This is a genomic window from Streptococcus salivarius (assembly GCF_009738225.1).
GTDB lineage: Bacteria > Bacillota > Bacilli > Lactobacillales > Streptococcaceae > Streptococcus.
This window is the reverse complement of the sequence record NZ_CP018187.1, coordinates 1,946,517-1,965,789: the sequence shown is the minus strand read 5'-3', so window position 1 is coordinate 1,965,789 and position 19,273 is coordinate 1,946,517. Positions and strand designations below refer to the sequence as shown.

General features: G+C 40.7%; 18 protein-coding genes. 17 read left to right on the top strand and 1 reads right to left on the bottom strand.

The window, feature by feature from the left end:
• Positions 1-295 precede the first annotated feature (295 nt).
• From BSR19_RS08945 to BSR19_RS08935, 3 genes are all read left to right on the top strand, one after another.
• Positions 296-733, top strand: coding sequence for a hypothetical protein (locus tag BSR19_RS08945; protein ID WP_156247023.1), 438 nt, complete (start codon positions 296-298; stop codon positions 731-733).
• 193 nt (positions 734-926) lie between these two features.
• Positions 927-1,535 (top strand): DUF2975 domain-containing protein, encoded by a 609-nt coding sequence (locus BSR19_RS08940; RefSeq protein WP_073688474.1) that lies wholly within the window; start codon positions 927-929, stop codon positions 1,533-1,535.
• Between the two features lie 9 nt (positions 1,536-1,544).
• On the top strand, positions 1,545-1,757 hold the full coding sequence (locus BSR19_RS08935; RefSeq protein WP_002884695.1) for a helix-turn-helix domain-containing protein: 213 nt from the start codon (positions 1,545-1,547) through the stop codon (positions 1,755-1,757).
• Between the two features lie 198 nt (positions 1,758-1,955).
• On the opposite strand, the gene BSR19_RS08930 is transcribed toward BSR19_RS08935, so the two are convergent.
• Positions 1,956-2,921 (bottom strand): asparaginase, encoded by a 966-nt coding sequence (locus BSR19_RS08930; protein WP_156247095.1) that lies wholly within the window; start codon positions 2,919-2,921, stop codon positions 1,956-1,958.
• Between the two features lie 73 nt (positions 2,922-2,994).
• On the opposite strand from BSR19_RS08930, the gene BSR19_RS08925 reads away from it, so the two are divergent.
• The 14 genes from BSR19_RS08925 (at position 2,995) to BSR19_RS08860 (ending at position 19,039) form a co-directional block, all read left to right on the top strand.
• Positions 2,995-4,380 (top strand): Cof-type HAD-IIB family hydrolase, encoded by a 1,386-nt coding sequence (locus tag BSR19_RS08925; protein ID WP_156247022.1) that lies wholly within the window; start codon positions 2,995-2,997, stop codon positions 4,378-4,380.
• A 116-nt stretch (positions 4,381-4,496) separates the two neighbouring features.
• Positions 4,497-5,678 (top strand): DUF6574 domain-containing protein, encoded by a 1,182-nt coding sequence (locus BSR19_RS08920; protein WP_156247021.1) that lies wholly within the window; start codon positions 4,497-4,499, stop codon positions 5,676-5,678.
• A 46-nt stretch (positions 5,679-5,724) separates the two neighbouring features.
• The gene (locus BSR19_RS08915; RefSeq protein ID WP_156247020.1) at positions 5,725-7,452 is read left to right on the top strand and encodes a zinc ribbon domain-containing protein; all 1,728 of its coding nucleotides are present in this window, start codon (positions 5,725-5,727) and stop codon (positions 7,450-7,452) included.
• A 216-nt stretch (positions 7,453-7,668) separates the two neighbouring features.
• Complete coding sequence (locus BSR19_RS08910; RefSeq protein WP_037598460.1) at positions 7,669-8,115, top strand: LytTR family DNA-binding domain-containing protein; 447 nt, start codon at positions 7,669-7,671, stop codon at positions 8,113-8,115.
• Between the two features lie 4 nt (positions 8,116-8,119).
• A complete protein-coding gene (locus BSR19_RS08905) occupies positions 8,120-8,815 on the top strand; it encodes a hypothetical protein (protein ID WP_060972531.1) in 696 nt (231 codons plus the stop codon).
• Positions 8,816-8,911: 96 nt separating this feature from the next.
• Positions 8,912-9,949: a S66 family peptidase gene (locus tag BSR19_RS08900; RefSeq protein ID WP_060972532.1), complete on the top strand. Its 1,038-nt coding sequence runs from the start codon at positions 8,912-8,914 to the stop codon at positions 9,947-9,949.
• Between the two features lie 355 nt (positions 9,950-10,304).
• Positions 10,305-11,903, top strand: coding sequence for an Hsp70 family protein (locus BSR19_RS08895; RefSeq protein WP_156247019.1), 1,599 nt, complete (start codon positions 10,305-10,307; stop codon positions 11,901-11,903).
• On the top strand, positions 11,900-12,412 hold the full coding sequence (locus BSR19_RS08890) for a hypothetical protein (protein WP_156247018.1): 513 nt from the start codon (positions 11,900-11,902) through the stop codon (positions 12,410-12,412). The genes BSR19_RS08895 and BSR19_RS08890 overlap by 4 nt, the downstream gene beginning before the upstream one ends.
• Positions 12,413-12,421: 9 nt before the next feature.
• Positions 12,422-13,207, top strand: a complete 786-nt coding sequence (locus BSR19_RS08885) for an ATP-binding cassette domain-containing protein (RefSeq protein WP_156247017.1) — start codon at positions 12,422-12,424, stop codon at positions 13,205-13,207.
• A gap of 8 nt (positions 13,208-13,215) precedes the next feature.
• Positions 13,216-14,031, top strand: coding sequence for an ABC transporter permease (locus BSR19_RS08880; protein ID WP_037604722.1), 816 nt, complete (start codon positions 13,216-13,218; stop codon positions 14,029-14,031).
• Positions 14,032-14,292, top strand: coding sequence for a hypothetical protein (locus BSR19_RS08875; protein ID WP_156247016.1), 261 nt, complete (start codon positions 14,032-14,034; stop codon positions 14,290-14,292).
• A 9-nt stretch (positions 14,293-14,301) separates the two neighbouring features.
• On the top strand, positions 14,302-16,041 hold the full coding sequence (locus BSR19_RS08870; RefSeq protein ID WP_156247015.1) for a DUF6287 domain-containing protein: 1,740 nt from the start codon (positions 14,302-14,304) through the stop codon (positions 16,039-16,041).
• Positions 16,042-16,319: 278 nt separating this feature from the next.
• Complete coding sequence (locus tag BSR19_RS08865) at positions 16,320-17,630, top strand: ATP-binding protein (protein WP_156247014.1); 1,311 nt, start codon at positions 16,320-16,322, stop codon at positions 17,628-17,630.
• A gap of 35 nt (positions 17,631-17,665) precedes the next feature.
• The gene (locus tag BSR19_RS08860) at positions 17,666-19,039 is read left to right on the top strand and encodes a GHKL domain-containing protein (RefSeq protein WP_156247013.1); all 1,374 of its coding nucleotides are present in this window, start codon (positions 17,666-17,668) and stop codon (positions 19,037-19,039) included.
• Positions 19,040-19,273: the final 234 nt, after the last annotated feature.

Genomic DNA, 19,273 nt, shown 5'->3' with positions numbered 1-19,273 from the left:
TTTTCATTACGTAGAATCCCTCTTCTTAAAATCATAAAAAGTCTAGACGGAAGCACGACCAGTCTAGGCGATTAAAATAAGTAAGCTAACCAGTTGAGATTTTCTTGACTGGTTTTTATTTTTTTGATTTTTAGATAAAAAATATCGAAAAACGATAAAAATGTGTTGACAAGGAGAAATAAAGAGTGTAATATATAATTATCGATAAACGATAATAAGTTTTCGATAAAGATAATCTTATTCGCGAAAAAGAGAAATTATTTACTAAAACTATTTAACAAAGGAAAAACTTATCATGAAAACACTTAAACCAATCATCAACGCTCTTCTTATTCTTCTTATGGCAATCTACGGTCTTGCAATGCTTGCTTTACTTATCCTTCCTTTTGTGAACGTGGCCAATCTTTTCCCAGGTGCAGAGGTTCAATACCTTTCTGGTTGGGGTTACTGGCTGGTCGCAGAGCTACAATTTGCCTTCTATCTTGCCTTGATTTGGCTCCTTCGTAAAGATCTTAAAGACTTTACTTGGAAGGCACTTTGGACAGAAGATTTCTCTCTTTTCTTGAAAAAGGCTGCCCTTCTAACCTTTGTGCCATCAGCCTTGAATATCTTCTTGCAGTTGGGAACGACAGATCACCTAGTAATGGACTTCAGCACATCAGTTTGGCTCTTCTTGGTCTCTCTAGCTTGTGATGCTATCCGTCTTCGTAAGGGACAAACAGCTGTCAAATAATTGAATGTATCTTAGTTGAAAAGTAGTAAAATCTTATCTATAAACTAGTATTTTATATTGATATTCGATATAATTGATACTGTTAATAGTTAGCTGCTGATTTAGTATAAGGTCAAGGGCTCCTAGAGGCACCTTGGCTTTTTCTAGTCTATACTCCCAAAAAATCAAAATGTATTTACAATCGAGGTAACACATGACAACTATCTTATTCTATTTTTTAATCGTCCTAGCCTTGGCTGGCTCTAGTTATTATGGTTGGAAATCGGCTAAAAGTGCTAAAAATCGTCAGGAGACGCAAGAACAAAAACGACTTCGTAGTGTTCTCCTGTTCGTTAATGTCCTCCTTTTTGCGGGCTTTTTAAGTCTTGTTATTACCATTCTTAATGACGCCTTTATTCTGACTGGTCATGAAGGACTCTTACAACAAGGTTGGCGTATGCTTCTTGGTTCGGGAGTTACCGTGAAAAGTACTAGCACTAGTCTGACACTTTTTGCAGCAACCATTGATTTCCTTCGTATGGTAGTCAACATAGGTTTCTTGTTGTGCCTACGTGCCTTTCTGATTAACCTTTATCGTTCTGATATTTTCATCGCTAAAAATGCTAAGTTGGTTCGTTGGTCAGCGCATTTGCTCGTTCTTGGGGCTTTTATCAATAATGGTATCTTTACATTTGGAACTGGCAACCAGAGTTATAGTTTCTTTAACATCAGTTATTTGCTAGTTAGCTTTGTCCTCTATGCTGTCGCTATGATTTTGACTAAGGCTAATGCCATTGCTGAGGAAAATGAGTACACGATTTAGGAGGGGCTTATGATTATTGTCAATTTGGACGTTGAACTTGCCAAGAAGAAGATGCGCTCGGGTGAGCTGGCAGAACGGATTGGTATTACCCCAGCCAATCTCTCGGTTCTTAAGACAGGCAAGGCCAAGGCAATCCGTTTTACAACACTGGACGCTATTTGTAAAGAGTTAGATTGCCAACCAGGAGATATTCTTGAATATAGACCTGACGAAGAAAACTAAAAGCCTGAAGCAGTTCAGTCACCTTTCTGGTGACCATGCTTCAAGCTTTTTTTATTTTTTCTTCAACCATGCGACTAGCGCTAGACTGGCTAGCACGGTACCACAGACCATGGCGATATGTGTTTTTGAGATGGTTAGTTCATAGTGGAAATCTTTATTTTCCAATCTATCGGTTGCTTCAATGCTAAGTTTCATGTCTTATCCCTCGATATAATCTTTCAATTCTTGGCCTTTTAGTCCTGCACTAAGTGCAATGAGGAGTTTGAGGCGAGCTTTTGGTGCATTGAGTTCTTTAACAAACATAACGCCAGCTTCTTGGAGTTTGACCCCACCCCCTTCATAGGCGTAGACAGGTTCGGCGATACCGTTGAAACAGCGAGAGACGAGCACAACAGGGACTCCTTTTTCCATAAGCTTTGTGATTTCTCCTGCAGCTAGTGGTGGAAGGTTTCCAGCACCCATGGCTTCGATGACGACACCGTCAATCTTCTCAGGATCCAGGAGACTGATGATACCATCTCCAATACCCATCCCTGCATAGGCTTTTATGATTGGTACTGTTCCTGTAATTTGTTCCAAATCAAAGCGAACACGAGGCTCAGCAGTTTTGAACCAGAGGATGTCATGCTTCATGATGATGCCTAGTGGACCATGGGTTGGTGTGTGGAAGGTTGCTACGTTTGTGGTATGGGTCTTAGTCACATACTTGGCTGCATGGATTTCATCATTCATCACGACGAGGATTCCTTTGTCAGCGGCCTTGTCATCACTGGCAACACGTAGGGCTGAGAGATAGTTATAGACCCCGTCGCTTCCTAGCTCGTTTGACGAACGCATGGCACCAGTTAGAACGATTGGAATCTCAGGGACGGCCATGGTATCTAGGAAGTAGGCTGTTTCTTCCAGGGTATCTGTCCCATGAGTGATGACCACACCATCATATTGACCAGCTGTTTCCTTGATTTTTTTGTAAATATCCAGCATGTGGTAGGGTGTGATATGTGGGCTTGGGATATTAAGAAAATCGAGAACGGTTAGTTCTAAATTATCTAAATCAAGTCCCACATGGTTCATGGGATTATCAGCGTTTTGGCTGACCCTGCCATCATTATCCGCTGACATGGAAATGGTCCCTCCAGTGTGAAGGACTAGGATTTTTTTTATCATTTATACTACTCACTATCATATTTATGTTATAATTTATTTTAGCATAAAATGTTAGAAGGAGGGGAGCTCTGTGGCCATTAAAGCAGTCTTTTTTGATATTGATGGGACTTTTCTAAATGACCGAAAACGCGTGTCTAGTTCAACCAAAAAAGCCATCAGTCAAATGAAGGAAGATGGTATCTTAGTTGGTTTGGCAACAGGTCGTGGTCCAGGATTTGTCCAGCCTTTCATGGACAATCTGGGTCTGGATTTTGCAGTCACTTATAACGGTCAGTATATTTTGACTCACGACAAGGTCCTTTATCAAAACCAGCTCCCTAAATCAACAGTCTACAACTTGATTCGCTATGCCACCAAGCACCGTAGAGAGATTTCTCTAGGGACTAGTACAGGTCTTGTTGGTTCCAATATTATCAGTATGGGGACGAGTAAGTTTGGACAAATCGTCAGCCGTATTGTCCCTAAGTCCTGGGCTAAGATGGTGGAGCGTAGTTTCAAGTCTTTGATTCGTCGTTTCAAGCCACAAAGCATTGAAACCCTTAAAACTATCATGCGTGAGCCTATTTATCAGGTGGTTATGGTAGCGACGGTGGGCGAAACACAAGATATTGAAGAAAAATTTCCTCATGTGAAGATTACCCGCTCAAGTCCTTACTCAGCCGATATTATTTCAGCGGATCAATCTAAGTTGAAAGGTATCGCTCATCTAGGTGAGGTTTTTGGTTTCGAACTCAGTGAGGTTATGGCCTTTGGGGATTCGGAAAATGACCTAGAAATGCTGTCTGGCGTTGGCGTTGGTGTTGCCATGGGAAATGGTGAAGACGAACTGAAAGACCAGGCTACCCATGTCACTGATACTAATAACCAGAATGGGATTGCCAAAGCCTTGTCACACTACGGTTTGATTCACTTTGAAACAGAGAATTCATTTACCAGTGATGATGGCAACTTCAACAAGGTTAAGGATTTCCACCATTTGATGGATGGCTCAACTAACGACATGCCTCGTGTTTACGGTATCGAGGAAGCTGGTCACCGTGCGGACTTCAAGTTGGAAGAAATCGTCGAATTTCTTTATGCTTCATCAGGTGGGGACAAGCGTGTCTTTGGTCAGGCTGTTCTGGATTTGCATGCTGCTCTTGATAAGGCAGCCCTCAAAGTTAGTTCTAAAGAGCACTCAGAGTCAACGATGGTTGGTCAGGTGGATGCTTTGACTGACTTGCTTTACTTGACCTATGGTTCATTTGTCCTTATGGGGGTCGATCCTAAGCCTTTCTTTGATACGGTTCATGAGGCTAATATGGGGAAAATTTTCCCCGATGGAAAGGCTCACTTTGATCCCGTGACCCACAAAATTCTTAAACCAAGTGACTGGGAAGAGCGATTTGCACCAGAACCACACATTAAACGAGAGCTGGATCGTCAGATTCAAAAATCTCTACAAAGAAGTAAATAGAAAATATAAAGGTTTGGACAGTTTGCTCCAAGCCTTTTTCTAATAAAAATGACATTTATTAATGTATTTATTTGTGATAAAATAAAGACATTCTATGTATTTTTAAGGAGATTATTATGACTAAAGCAGATTGGTTAGACTTTTTTGAAGCCATCAATGGTCGTTCAGCGACTGAAGAAGAAATTGCAGCAGCACTTGCAGCTGGTGAGTTCCAAGATGACGCACCAGCAGTAGAAACTGCCCCAACACAAGAAGCGCCAGTGCAACCAGCTTTCGCTAGTGCCCAAGAAACACCAGCCCAAGAGGCTCAACCACAGCCAACTTTCGCTGGTGCCCAAGAAGCGCAACCACAGCCGACTTTTGCGAGTGCACAAGACGCACAAGCGCAAGCTCCTTTTGCAACTGCTCAGGCAGCACAACCACAACCAACCTTTGCGGGTGCTCAAACTGCACCAGTACAAGGAGTGCCAAATCAAGCGGCCCAACCACAAGCTGGTTTTGCGAATGCTCAAGCTGGTCAACAAGCAGCTTTTGCTAACGGTCAACCTCTTCAACCAGGTCAAAACGTTCAATTTATCAACGGTCAAGCCGTAGTTGTTCCAGCACAACCATCAGCATTTGCGACAACATTCAAAAACTACTGGACATGGTTGCTTAATGCATGGCGTCGTCCAGCTGACATGACAGACTATGGTAAACACAATGGTTGGCTTAACTATATCTTCTTGTCACTCTTCACTGGACTTGCCTTCTTTGCAATTTTGAGCGCTGTGGCACGTAAATTTATTAGCCCAGTTGTATCAACAACAAATGCATTGTCTAGTATGTTTGGTTCTTATGGAACAGATGCTTACTCATCTCCAGTTTCAAGCCATACATCTAGCATTGGTTTTGGAGCCTTCTTTGCTAGTATCCTAGCTGCCTTCCTCTTTATCTTTGCTTTTATCTTGGCAGGATTTGTGACACGTAAGGCCATCTTCCGTGACCCTGAGACTACTTTCTTGAATAGCTTTGACCGTTTTGGTCGTTTGACATCATTAGCCTTGCCAATCTTGCTTGTAACAATCTTGTTGGGAGCTATTGGACTTGTTGCCTTCCCAGGATTCTTGTTCTATGTTGTTTACTTCTTATTTGCAATTGCTAATCTATTTACAATTGTTCCTGTAACAACAGCGTGGAAGGCTGATAAGTTCTATCAAATGATTTTGGCAGCACTTTTGAATGGTGTGATTTTGTCAATCTTGTTTGCAATCGTATTTGCTATCATGTCATCATTTACAGTAGGTCTTCTATTCTAAGTAAACCTCTGACGATTTTTGAAAAAGCAAGTTTATAGGAGTCTTTATGGCAACAAAAGAAAAGTGGATTGATTTATTTGAAAAGGCAGTTGGTCGTCCGCCCCATGCTTTGGAGATTGAAGAAGGCCAGAAAGCAGACTTTGACTTAAAGGCTATTAAAGGCATTTCGGCAATGGGCTTGGACCAAGCAGCCACTCCTTCTGAACCAACAGAAGAAGTTGATGAGTATGACGTTGCCGAGGAAGTGTTTGAAGATGTACCGCTTGGTGATGAAGAGGAAACGACTCCTTTAGAAACTGAGGAGCTTGCACCAGTATCTCAAGCAGATCAAGGTCAAGCTGAAGAAAATTCAGAGGCTGCTTCTAAAGAAGCACAAGCCATCTGGATGAAGGCTTTTAAAACCTATGTTGGACGTCAGCCTCTCCCTGAGGAATTCTTACTTGGTAAGTCTTCAGGTTATGATGTGTCAACCATCCATCAGTTTATCTCAGATGGTAAGGCTGCGAAACCAGCCAAGCCAGCCATGGCTAAAGGGAAGAAAATCTTGATTATTGCTGGTGTTGTTGCAGCAGTCTTGGCACTTGCTGGTTACGGCTTTGGTTCTTATTACTACTCACGTGGTCAAGTAGCAGAGCGTTATGAAGCAGCAGCTAAGAAGAGTTTTAAAGATAGCTTGGAATACCAAGTATGGTCTGATACTAAAAAGGAAATTAAAACATCCGAAGTCAAGTACACAGACACTAAAAGTACACAAGCCTATAGCAAGAGCCAACTCCTGTCTGGCGAACGTATGCAAAAGGTTGGACGTCAGTTCCTTATTTTTCCTAAGTGGAGAGTCGTGGTAGATCCTGGAACGGTTGATTTAACCGTTAATACAGCTGATTTGAATGTGACTATTAACGGAGTTTCTTATGCTACTACAGATGGCAATAACTACACGGCTAAATTGAACCATCTCTATCCAGGAACTTACAATTTTGTGGCTTCTGGTAAGGTCAATGACCAAGATATCACTGTCTCATCTGAGGAAAATGTTACTTCTAAAACAGAAGTCAACCTTTCTGTAGAGTATCTTAGCTTTACCGTTAAGTCTAATCTTAAGGACGGAGACCTCTACGTTGGTGGTACCAAAGTTGGAACCCTTAACTCAGGGAAACTAGATGTTAACAAGGTAGCAGTAGCAGGTTCATCAGCTGTTTATGTTAAGAAGAATTTCGAAGATGGTAGCTCTATTAAAACAGAGACATTGTCTATTAAGAAAATCTCTGAAGGCCAAACGGTTACTCTTGATGCTGATGGTGTTCTTGACCGTGATACGGCAGATCGTCTTTTGACCGCTGCTTACGGTAAATTTGGTAGCTACGCATCTAATCACAACATGACACCAGATGGTGTATCCGATATTTTCCTTAATGGTACTGATGATACCATGTATAAGGATGTAACGGCTGATATTGATAAAAATACTACAGGTGCTAAAAACCGTGCTGCTGATAGTATTACTTTCTCGGACGTTGACGTCACAGAAGTCGTTCAGACTGGTGAGAAGACCTTCAAGGTGACCTTCACAGCCGTTTATGATTTCTACTATGGTTATGATTCGAAATTCAAGTCATCAGGAGATATCAAAGATAAAATCTCATGGTCATGTAATGTAGAATATGTTGGTGATGATAGTGACTCTAGCAGCAATGGTTCTAACTACAGCGACTACCGTATCAATGGCAAGGCTGGCGAATCACAAAATGTGAGTCGTGAAAATACTGTGAAATAGTAGATGCTTTCTCATAGAGCTAGTCATTGTTGAACTGATTACAAATAGGAGGTTAGTCCTCCAGACTAAAAAATGAAGAACTTGGCAATTGCCAGGTTCTTTTGTTTGTCTGTTATTACCTCTTAGGGGCTAAACCGTGCCACTTACCTAAAAGGCCTTGTTTTGTGTAAAGCAGTTGTTATAATGGAAGCATCAAAAGGACAGGAAAGGAGTATTATGAAAGTTAGAATCGAATTGGACCCATCCATGGATGAGCCTGAAATCTTGATTCGAGCTCCTCGGTTAACACAGGAATTGGCCCAGCTCCAAGAATCTATTCTAAAGCAAAAGTTAGTTCCTTTAGCCTTTTACAAGGATCGAAGCGAATATTTTCTGGATTTGGCAAATATTCTCTTTTTTGAAACAGACGGGGAAAAGATTTTTGGACATACCAAGGATGAGGCCTATGAGGTGAAGCAAAAGCTCTACGAATTAGAAGAGTTGCTCCCGATTGCCTTTTGTCGGATTTCCAAATCGACGATTGTTAATGCTAAGCAGATTTATTCTTTAGAGAAGTCTTTTTCGGGGACTAGTACGGTGAATTTCTATCAGACCCACAAGCAGGTCCATGTATCAAGACGCTACTATCAAGTTTTAAAAGAACGACTAAACGAAATGAGGTAAGATAATGAGAAAGAAATTAATTGGGATCCTCTTGATCCTTTTGGCAGCTTTGGTAATTGTACAAGACTATTTTATAAAATGGGAAATTAGTATTTGGATGTTGGCCTGGGTAGTCTTATTGGCAATTTTGTCCCTTTCTAGTCTTTTGAAGCGACATTTTGGTCTTGGTTTCGCCTATGGCATTGTGGCTCTATTTTCACTTAATGGACAGTTCCATTTTCTTCCAGTATCTAATTCGGTCCTTATCTTTTCTTCCATTCTTGCAGTTATTGGCTTGAACATTCTCTTCAATCCTTCTAGTAAAACAAAGAATCGCTTTGGACTGGGTTCTACTGGTTCAGACGCTAATAATGGTGGAAATGATATTGATGTCACTTTTTCAGTAGTGACCAAATATCTCAATGACCAGCAATTTACGCATGGGAGTGCGGAAGTTAGTTTAGGACAGGCTTCCGTTTATTTTGATAATTGCCGTATTGAGGGGCCATCTGCCCAGTTTGATGTGGACGTTTCTCTTGGAAGTCTTAGCCTCTATGTGCCCAGTGATTGGCGGGTACATGTGAATGTGGATAACTCTCTTTCAGCTGTACAGCATGAGGAAAATCCTAGCAACTTAACTAACAAGGACTTCTACATCAAAGGTGATGTTTCCTTGGGTAATTTAGAAATTATTTATGTTGGTGAGAATGCGATTGATTAAGTTAGTGGAGGGAACCTCTGATTAATATAATACCTATTGTTTTATCTCATCTCCTGTGATAAGATAGGCTCAATCTATTTTCAGGAGGGACAAGACATGGTTTCTACTATTGGTATTATAAGTTTATCTAGTGGGATTATCGGTGAAGACTTTGTCAAGCACGAAGTGGACTTGGGTATTCAACGTCTCAAGGACCTCGGACTCAAACCTGTCTTTTTGCCCCATTCACTAAAAGGATTAGACTTTATCAAAGAACACCCTGAAGCTCGTGCAGAGGATTTGATTCATGCCTTTTCTGATGATAGCATCGACATGATTCTATGCGCCATCGGTGGGGACGATACCTATCGCTTGCTACCCTACCTCTTTGAAAATGACCAACTACAAAAGGTTATCAAACCAAAGATTTTTCTCGGTTTCTCGGATACAACCATGAACCACCTCATGTTGCATAAACTAGGAATCAATACTTTTTACGGTCAATCATTTCTAGCAGACATTTGTGAGTTAGACAAAGAAATGTTGCCATATAGCCTCCACTACTTTAAAGAATTGATTGAGACTGGAAAAATCTCAGAAATTCGACCTAGTAACGTTTGGTATGAGGAACGGACTGATTTTAGTCCCAAAGCTTTGGGAACACCTCGTGTCAGCCATGCAAATACAGGTTTTGACTTGTTACAAGGAACTGCCCAGTTCGAGGGGGAAATTCTCGGCGGTTGCCTCGAATCCCTCTACGATATCTTTGACAACTCTCTACACGCAGATAGCACAGACCTCTGCCAAAAATACAAACTTTTCCCTGACTTATCCGACTGGGAAGGAAAGATTCTATTGCTAGAAACAAGTGAAGAAAAGCCTGAACCTGATGATTTCAAAAAAATGTTGCAAACTTTAAAAGAAACTAGGATATTTGAGGTCATCAGTGGACTCCTGGTTGGGAAACCTATGGATGAAACCTTCTATGACGACTATAAGGAAGCTTTAATGGACATCATTGATAGCAATATCCCAATTGTCTATAATCTGAATGTCGGACACGCAACTCCAAGAGCCATTGTTCCCTTCGGAGTCCACGCGTATGTAGATGCAAAGAAGCAAGTCATCCACTTTGACTATAACAAAGAAAGCTGAGATAAGACTCTCAGCTTTTTTTAGAAAGTAGGAGTATCTTAGTTGCTATAAAGCATGACACTTTAAGTGGATAATACTCCTGTATTTCTAAGTTCATCCAGTCTATCAGATTGATTGATACTCAAGGGGAGTGGGGCAAGGAACAATTTTTAAAAAGTTGTTCGGTCCTACTCCCTTTTTTCCTATTTTATAGTCTCTTTATTTGTGATAATATAGTATAGTGAAAAAAACTAGACTGGAATAACTTTACTCTTTTGAAGTTTTATGTGACAGCGATGATGGAGATAATCTAAGCGGATGCCTGCTTGGAGCGATAGTCAAGTAAACTCAAAATGAGGCTAGAAGGGAAATTGTTATGAGAAAAAAAGCGATTGGTATTGATTTAGGAACAACGAATTCCGTTATGGCTGTTGTTCGTGAAGATGTGCCAGAGATTATTCCGATGGGGACGAATGACGATCAGGTCTTACGTTCAGCGGTTTATTTCTCAAATATTAGTGGCCAAAATCATGTGTCTTTTGGTAAGGAAGCCATTGAACGTGGGACAGAAATCGGAAGTACAGAAAACTTTAAATTTGATTTTAAACGTGATATTGGGCGTCCCATTGCTAGTGATACACCAGACCACACACGTGTCAATTCTATTATTCTTTCGGCCTTGGTTTTGAACGAATTTCGTAAACGTGCCTATGTAGTTGGGCAGGAGATGGGCCAAGCAGATGGTATCAAGGATGCTGTTATCACAGTGCCTGCCTACTTTACGTCAGATCAACGTGCGGCAACTAAGAATGCTGGTCGTATTGCAGGATTTAATGTTTTGCGTATTATCAATGAGCCTACAGCTGCGGCCATTGCCTATGCCCACACTAAAAATGCTCAAGGGAATGTCTTGGTCTTCGACCTAGGTGGAGGAACTTTTGACGTTACCATCATGCGCGTGGCTGATCATGCCTATGATATTTTGGCAACTGACGGGAATTCACGCCTTGGTGGGATTGATTTTGATAAGCGTCTTGTGGGCTACATCATGCAGGAGTTGGAAAAACAAGGGGTCAATATGACTAACCTTTCCGAGAAGGAAAAAATTCAACTTCAATATAAGGCTGAGCAGATTAAGACTAGTCTATCTGTGAATGACCAAGCTCTCTATGAGCACTATGTCAATGGTCAAGGTTACGGTGTCTTGATAACTCAAGCGATTTTCAATGAAATTACCTTGGACCTCCTCAAAGATACTGAAATCAAGGTGCAATCTACCCTTCAAGCATCTGGCTTGAAATGGGAAGAGATTGACCATATTCTCCTTGTGGGTGGGTCAACACGTATGCCAATGATTCGTCAGATGATTCGTTTGATGAGTGGTTTGGAACCTAAGTTTGACCTTAATCCAGATACTATCGTGGCACAAGGGGCTTCTATTTTGGCTGACCTTATCGTCAATAATGAGGTTAGCTTCTCTGAGCACCAGGATGGTAAGACAACTGAGACAGATAGAGTGGTTGTCAAGGATGTGACCTCTCAGGGAATCGGTCTGCTCTTCAAGAAAAATCCAAACAAGAACTACAGTTTTGTGGGTGACTACTATAATAGTGTCGTGGTTCCACGTAACTCAGTCTTGCCTTTGGCTGTTACCAAGGATCTCTTTGCGGTCGTGGATGGACAGAGTAAGTTTAAACTTCGTATCACAGAAGGAAATTATGAAAATCCATTTGCTGTAAAGATTTTGGGACAAGTGGGAGGACAAGTGCCACAACCTCGTCAGAAAGGCGAGCTTTTGGCACAAGTCACCTATGCTTTCGATTCAGAACAAATTGTTACCGTAACAGTGTCTGATCCTCGAAGCAATACTGTTGTGGCACGCTTTTCAGTCAATGCACAAGTCAACCAAACCCAAGAAGTGGTTAAGGAAGACTTGTCAGAACTTCAAGCTATTTTTGCTAAATTCATCTCATGATAGACTACTACAAAGCAATTGATACAGAGACAGGACAGGAAGTATCTTATTTAAGAGAGGTCAGTAACCGTATCTCTCCAGAGATGTCGGCTCAAGATTGTTTCGTGGCACTTTCCTTTTTACGTGAAGAGCTGGAGGAGCTCTGGACAAATGGTACCTTGGATAAAGAGGGAGAGCGTTTGCGTAGTGAGCTCTACACGATTCGCTCAATCTTTTTCTCAGACCATGAGAAGTTACAATACGATCGAAAACTCAGACAGGCTCAGAGAAAGGCATTGGAAGCTGAAAAGGGAACGACCACTGATACTAGCAATGTAACAGCTAAAAAGGAAATCCCTTTTGAACCTGTTGTGGTGACTCAAACTAAAGAGTCATCTCTTAAAAATTACCTCTTTGCGGCCTTCGCCTTTGTGATTCTACTAAGCTTGATTCTCTTTTTCAATATCAATGTCATCGTTCTTATTATCGGAGCCATTCTAATTGTGGCTTTGATGTTACTTATGTCTTAGGAGATATTAATGGAAACCAATCAATTAACATTTGAACATATCTGTTTCAAATATAAGGGAAATGATAACCAGCTCTTTACAGATTTGGATGTTACTATGGAGACTGGCCAAGTTGTCGGTATCTTGGGTGCCTCTGGTTCAGGAAAAACAACCTTAACTGAGATTCTCCTTGGCCAGCTTAAACCAACCTGCCAACAATTTCGTATTTTAGAAAATGGCAAACCTGTGACTGCTGGTTCACGCTCTTGGTCCTATGTGCCCCAACAAAATCTTCTACGTGAGTACCTCAAGGTATCTGAGACCTTTGATTTTTATGCGGACCATCATCTGAAAGGAAGTGGTAAGCTGACTAAAAAGCATCGTATTGCAGGAATTATGGATGATTTAGGGTTGACGGAATTTGCAAACAAGAAGATTTCAGAGCTTTCTGGCGGGCAAAAACGCCGTGTCTCAATTGGTATTGAGCTTCTTAGCCCTAGTCCCTACTTTATTCTTGACGAGCCATCTTCAGGTTTGGATGCTCTCAGTGACCGTAATCTCTTACGTACCTTGAAAATTTTGGCTAAATCAGCTAACAAGTCAATTGTGGTTATTACCCACAATACAGAAAATCTGGCTATTTTTGACAAGATTATCTTCTTGTCTAAGGGACGTCCAACCTTTGCAGGGACTTATGAAGACTTGCTTTTGGAATACAAGACTAGCGATCCTTACATGATTCGCAAATATATGGATATGAATATCGCAGATGTCTACCAGGAGCTCAATGCTTCAACGCGCATTTACAAGATTTAGGGAGACTTATGAACGCAGCATTACGATTAAGTTGGTATAAATTTAAACACCACTACATGGATTTTGTGAAGGTTCTTCTGGGCATTGTCGCTTTTGAAGGCTTAATCCTCTATATCCAAGACAAGGGATTTTTGAAAGATTTCGAAACAACTCGAATGACCCTCTTTCTCTTGCTTTTCTCAACCAGTCTCTTGATTGTGGTTCAAAACAGTATTTATATTTCTAAGGAACGCTCGGTCCTCAACCGTGACTTTTTCTCAGGTTTGAGTCGTTCAGCCTTCGCCTTGGCTAGTATGGGGATTCACGCCTTCTTTGCCGTTTTGGAAACCATTGTCTTTATCCTATCTTACTCTGTCTTTAGTAAGTTCTTTGACAAGGAATTTCCAGATGCTGGTCATATTTTTGGTTCCTACCGTTGGGAAGTTGGGATTACAGTGCTCCTGGTTTTCTTGGCGTCGCATTTTATTGCCCTCTTTATCTCAGCCTTGGTTGGCAAATCTGAGATTACCTCTGTTATCCTAGCAGTCGTTGTGGGTATCATGCAATTTTCATTGTCGGGAACTATCCTGTCTTTGCCAAAGGCCATTGATTGGGTACAAAAATTTATCTATCTAGGTTATGGCCACAAGCTTTTTGGGATTTCTAGTGACTTGTCAGACTTGCCATCTAGTTTGGCTAAGTACCATGTTCCTGTCCCTAAGAGCCAGTTGGAGGCTTTTCAAGGTTCTACAGGCGAATTCTGGGGACAATGGTGGGCCTTGGTGCTTCATTGCCTAGTTTATGCCCTACTCTTTTTCGTCACACTTCAGAAGAAGGAGAAATAAATGCAACAATATGATGAATGGCTGATTGACTTCCAAGTGCAGCATGGTCGCAAGCCAAGTGATAAGGAAGTCGCAGAAGCTGCTAAGGCTGGTTTTGCCCTTTCTAGTGGCTTGAGCAGACAGAAAAATTCTAAATTCAGACAAGTTTTGTCTAAGGTTGGTTTGGGTAATCTCAAGTTTAGCTGGTTTTTAGTTTTGGAAATTTTGCTCTTGATTTGTATTGCTCTCTTTGGCTATGTTGTTGGCTATCTATTTATCTAGGAGGACCTCATGAAACAGTTTAAACATAAAAAGTTTATCGGTTTAGCCTTGATTGTCTTTTTGGTCTTCATGGTACTTGGAAAATACACTCAGAGCACGGCATTTACATCATCTTCAAGAGTTTATGCCACAACCGTTGTCGATAAGAATACCGGGAACAAGGTGCGTTTTGAAGTTCGTAAGATCAAGGGAGACAAATACGAAGTCAAAAATACGGAGACCGGGGATACTTATCAGGCTAATGCCCAAGCCGGCGAAGACCGTTCTTTGAGCTTTAAGTTGCCTGGAACTAACGGCAGCTCAGATGGTACTATCCGTATCACACCAAGTATGGTACCTGGAGGAGATGCGAAGGTTGAAATGACTGAATCAGACACCTATACTCAGGTTGAGGGAGGCTCTGAAGTCGTTGAGTCTAGCGAGGCTTCGTCTAGTTCTTCAAGTAGCCAAGTTAAAAGTATAATTAAGGATATTTTGGAATCAAGTAGTTCATCCTCTGGTAGTGATGCAAGCTCAGAATCGTCTTCTAACGATCCAAATAAGCCAAATGCAGATATCAAGACTAAGACTGATGTCAATGGTGATAAGGAAACCACTTATATTGCAGACTATTCGACTGAGGACATTAAGTCTATCACGGAAGCTTTTGGGAAATGGCTCTATCAGTCTGATTATGCCAAGGATGCTGTTTTAGTTCAAAGCAGCTTTGACAGCATCACCAAGGTCAATGATGGTAGTCCAACCTTCCTGTCATTTAAGGCACCTAAGGAAAAAGGTAGCAGCCAAACGATTACCATCCTTGCTAATCTCATCAATGCGGATGGCTATGAACATATTACTGGTGTTCCGAGTGGTATCATCAATGGCAAGGAAGTCTCAAACTATGATTTCAAGGATTATAAAAACACGGTTGATTCCTTTGCTTTAGGGATTAATGAGAATAGTGGCAAGACCGCAGACTATAGCCCAACATCATCCTTCCGTCTTTATACCTTGAAGGATAAGAAACATGCTATGTATGAAGACGATGCTGCTGAACAAAAAGCCCTCTTTAAGGACTTTTCAGCTGATGATAAAACTGGTGGCAATTATAATGGTTACAACAAGCTCTATAAGGATTTGGTTGACCAAGATAAGGATTCTTACCAAATCGTTCTAGGCTCCAACGGTACCGTTTATTATGTGACGAACTACTGGAAGGGCAATTACGATAAGAAGGCTGTTCAGACCTATAAGGTAGCACCAGATGACATGCAAGAGGCTTACCAAGAGTTGCTCAAGCATTACTCTAGTGCTAGCACATCTGAAAGCTCAGAATCTTCAAGTTCTTCACAATCATCAGAGTCAACATCAAGCTCATCAGAGGCTAAAACAGAATCAAAAACGGAAACCAAGACCGAACAAACAGGTATGGATGTTAATGCTATCAAGGATAATAACTTCCAAAGCCTAGAAGGGACTTGGAAGAATGGGAATGGCTTAAGTCTGAATTTTTCTAAGGACAATTTAACAGCTCCTGAGAATTATGTTGTTGAAAATACAAATGGAAAACTTGAGAATGGCTATCTCACATCAAGTTTAAGGATGGGTATTTCCGGAGCAGCGATTGTCTTTATTCCTAAGGGAGTAACGCTTCCGACAGTACAGGGATTTGTGGACGGTTCGGATAATACTAAAGACCGTATTTTGATTACCCAGTCAGCATCACCACAATCTGACGCCAAACAATTCTACTATAAAGCTGATTAGACCTGACAAGGGTGAAAGTCTTAAAAAAGTAATGTTATAACCTAAAAGTTGAGATAAAATTATCTCAACTTTTTATGTTACATTTGTAACTTTAATTTAATAGTAAGTCCATCTTATATAAATAAATGGATTCTTAGAGGTATTATAGACTTTATTAGAACTTTAATTATTGTGAAAACTTACAAAAAGCTATATAATGAGTAGTGTTGTAAAAAGGGCTTCCTAGGGGATTTTTGAGGAAGTTTCTTAAATCAGATTAAAGGGAGAGGGGGAAAAGAATGACTTTTATTATTGAATCGCTATTTGCTGTTTTTAAAGATTTTCATTGGCTAATATCTATAGACACACTCTTGATTTTCTTTGTCAATTATCTGATGTTTCATGCAGCTGGTAGGGTCAAGATTTCTTGGAGGCTACTTTTATTAGGTGGTCTTTTGTCAGTTGTTTTGACTCCCCTTCTTCCTATGGGATTCAAATTTTTACTTAATCCTCTCATATTATTTTGTTTTAGTTATTACAAACGTCCAGACTTGCCATGGATAGAGCCGGTATTTAATAGCTTTTATGCCTGGGGAACAACTAATATCATTATACGGGGCTTGTCATTAATCGTCTTTCCTTTACTTTTGGGAGCCGACTTGACTAGCCGTATTCCAGAATCTTTAACGGAGTTTATCTGTGTGGTAGTTACCTATCCTATTTACCTCTTGGTTCACCGTTTTATTGGCTATGAATATTTGCAGGTCGAGGAAAAGGAGCGCTTGCGCATACACTTCACCCCTATTGTTATTGGGGTTAGCTTTGCCTTTCTTTCATATGGGCTTTTAAATGAATTCATGCCTTACTTTGCTAGTATCTGGCCTGTGGAAGTGGTTAACAATTATGCTAAGTTGGTCGTTCTATTGGCAACAGGAGCCTTCTTTATCGTTGTTTCCTATGCCAATCAGTGGATAAAGGATGAACTTTTTCTGGAGTTGAAAGAGGAGCAGGAACGTCATTTCCAGAGCTTACAGGAATCTAGTAGGCATATCCTCCATCTTTATCAGGAGTTATACCGTGATGGAGTGCCTAAGGTAGTTGTACCTAAGAAGGCTAAGACTGTTCTGGCTACTAGTCAAGAGGGAGACAGTCAAAACCTATCTGAGGAAGAAGTTCCCTTCAGCAAGGTTATGCCAGATATTCCCAACCTTCTTTCTCAATTGTTACGTTCCGTCATTGAGAGTAAGTATATGGAGTTTCATGCTGTTGGAATTGATTTTATCATGGAGGTTCCAGACCCTATATCCCCATCCCATATTGATATAGTGGATTTATCAGCTGTCCTAACGACCTTCTTGGACAATGCCTTGTTGAGAGCTCATGGTCAAGAAAATAACTTAGTTCGTCTGTCTTATTACCAAAGTGGTGAGGTTCAGGTCCTCTCTGTAGAGACAACCCTTTCGCAAGACAGTGCTGAGGCACCTCACAAGGCGTACGAGAATCATCTGTCAATCAATGAACAGATCGAAGATATTATGGAGCGTTACCCTCAGTCTAAACTTAGCTTTAAGAATGATAAGTTCATCTATAGACAGCAATTTGAATACTAACCAACTTGTAAAAAAATATATAGAAAGGAGATTCGATGTTTGAGTCGTTTTTGGGAATAAATTTTTTAAATCTCTATAATACAGATGCCTTTCTAGCCATTCAGATTATTATAACGCTGACGATAAACTGTGCTATTTTCAAACGAATGACAGACATTCGTATCTCCTGGACGGTGTTTCTGACCTTAGCCCTGCTAGATGTGGTTCTTCAGTATAATATTAAGAGTATGAACATGATTGCTGATGTCTTTATTCTGATGGTTTTGGCTATTCTGGCTAAAGGAAAGACTTGGACGGTAACGCAGTATGCTTTTCATACCTTGTTTCCAGTGGTGACATCAGATTTGCTTTATCGTTTATTGGGACTCTTCTTTATTCCCCTTCTCTTAAATCTCCCTGTAGCTGAGGTAGGGTCTAATGCACTTTTCTATCTCTTATCTTACGGTTTGATTTTGCCACTTTATTTTGTTTTTGACCGTTTCTTGGGCTTGGATTTGAAGTGTTGGAAGGTCTATAGTGATGACTCTTTCCATAACCTCCAGATTTCTAGAAGAGCTGCCTTAGCCATGGCTACTTATTTATTGGGAATCTTTCTCAGTATGAATTTAGATGACTGGTTACCTGGTTATTCTTTAGATTTGGAATTGAGACTTCGTATGTTAGGGGTTCTCTTGTCTGCAGTGGCCTTTATTTTCCTAGTTGCTCATCTTAATCAACTGTCTAGGCAGTATTTGGAAGAGAGTTTGGCCATGGAGGAAAAACGGCATTTGAATAGTTTGACCAAGGCCAACCAAAAGATTGATCTTCTCTACAATGAATTGTTACAATACAGACAGTCTTATCAGACGGTTGTGGAACAATTTTCAGAGGAAGTGCGTGACCAGGAAGAGGCCCTTGCTGAACAGGTGTATCAGAATGTTCTTAGAGAGAGTGCCAAGGAGTTTGAACGTTTCCGTGTCATTGATAATCCTAAGCTAGAAAATATTCAATCCTTGCCCTTACGTAGTCTTCTTTCGGCTCGTATGATGGAGGCTAAACGTAGTAATATTCCAGTGACTTGTGATATTCCTGAGGAGATTTCAGGCTTTACCATGAACGTGGTTGACTTGACCTTGCTGGTGTCCATTTTCTTTAGTAATGCGATTGATGAGAGTAAGCAGGTGCCTGCCAGTCAAATCAATTTTAGTTTTCATCGTCATGATAAGGATGGGAGTTACCATTTCGTCATGGAAAATAGGACGCAAGAAGAAAAAGTTGACCTTGATGCCATTATGCAGGAAGAAAATCAGAAGAAGACCTCTGGTCTTAACCTTCACTCAGCCAAGGATATTCTTAGGAAGTATAGTGATGCCAATCTGATTACAAGCAGTGGTGATTACCTCTTCAAACAGGAATTGATTTTTAAATAAATATATAGAGCTAAATCAAAGGATTTGGCTCTTTTTTTCGTTACAGATCCATAAAGTAGGGCTCTTTGCTGCTGAGCTTATGCTTATGTCTGAAGCTTAGGACATCGGAGGAGGAAGGCGTGAGGGAGGAGTCTGATTGTTGCTTCATTCTGTGTTATAATAGCAAGGATTAGTGGTTCTTAGAGCTAAGTGAATGGCGACTTGCTTAGCCTAACGACTGGTGTAGAGACAAGA

Bases quoted from the DNA above. Each gene is read 5' to 3' on its own strand.
- BSR19_RS08945 (WP_156247023.1), top strand. From the start codon at position 296: ATGAAAACACTTAAACCAATCATCAACGCTCTTCTTATTCTTCTTATG.
- BSR19_RS08940 (WP_073688474.1), top strand. From the start codon at position 927: ATGACAACTATCTTATTCTATTTTTTAATCGTCCTAGCCTTGGCTGGC.
- BSR19_RS08935 (WP_002884695.1), top strand. From the start codon at position 1,545: ATGATTATTGTCAATTTGGACGTTGAACTTGCCAAGAAGAAGATGCGC.
- BSR19_RS08920 (WP_156247021.1), top strand. From the start codon at position 4,497: ATGACTAAAGCAGATTGGTTAGACTTTTTTGAAGCCATCAATGGTCGT.
- BSR19_RS08915 (WP_156247020.1), top strand. From the start codon at position 5,725: ATGGCAACAAAAGAAAAGTGGATTGATTTATTTGAAAAGGCAGTTGGT.
- BSR19_RS08910 (WP_037598460.1), top strand. From the start codon at position 7,669: ATGAAAGTTAGAATCGAATTGGACCCATCCATGGATGAGCCTGAAATC.
- BSR19_RS08905 (WP_060972531.1), top strand. From the start codon at position 8,120: ATGAGAAAGAAATTAATTGGGATCCTCTTGATCCTTTTGGCAGCTTTG.
- BSR19_RS08900 (WP_060972532.1), top strand. From the start codon at position 8,912: ATGGTTTCTACTATTGGTATTATAAGTTTATCTAGTGGGATTATCGGT.
- BSR19_RS08895 (WP_156247019.1), top strand. From the start codon at position 10,305: ATGAGAAAAAAAGCGATTGGTATTGATTTAGGAACAACGAATTCCGTT.
- BSR19_RS08890 (WP_156247018.1), top strand. From the start codon at position 11,900: ATGATAGACTACTACAAAGCAATTGATACAGAGACAGGACAGGAAGTA.
- BSR19_RS08885 (WP_156247017.1), top strand. From the start codon at position 12,422: ATGGAAACCAATCAATTAACATTTGAACATATCTGTTTCAAATATAAG.
- BSR19_RS08880 (WP_037604722.1), top strand. From the start codon at position 13,216: ATGAACGCAGCATTACGATTAAGTTGGTATAAATTTAAACACCACTAC.
- BSR19_RS08875 (WP_156247016.1), top strand. From the start codon at position 14,032: ATGCAACAATATGATGAATGGCTGATTGACTTCCAAGTGCAGCATGGT.
- BSR19_RS08870 (WP_156247015.1), top strand. From the start codon at position 14,302: ATGAAACAGTTTAAACATAAAAAGTTTATCGGTTTAGCCTTGATTGTC.
- BSR19_RS08865 (WP_156247014.1), top strand. From the start codon at position 16,320: ATGACTTTTATTATTGAATCGCTATTTGCTGTTTTTAAAGATTTTCAT.
- BSR19_RS08860 (WP_156247013.1), top strand. From the start codon at position 17,666: ATGTTTGAGTCGTTTTTGGGAATAAATTTTTTAAATCTCTATAATACA.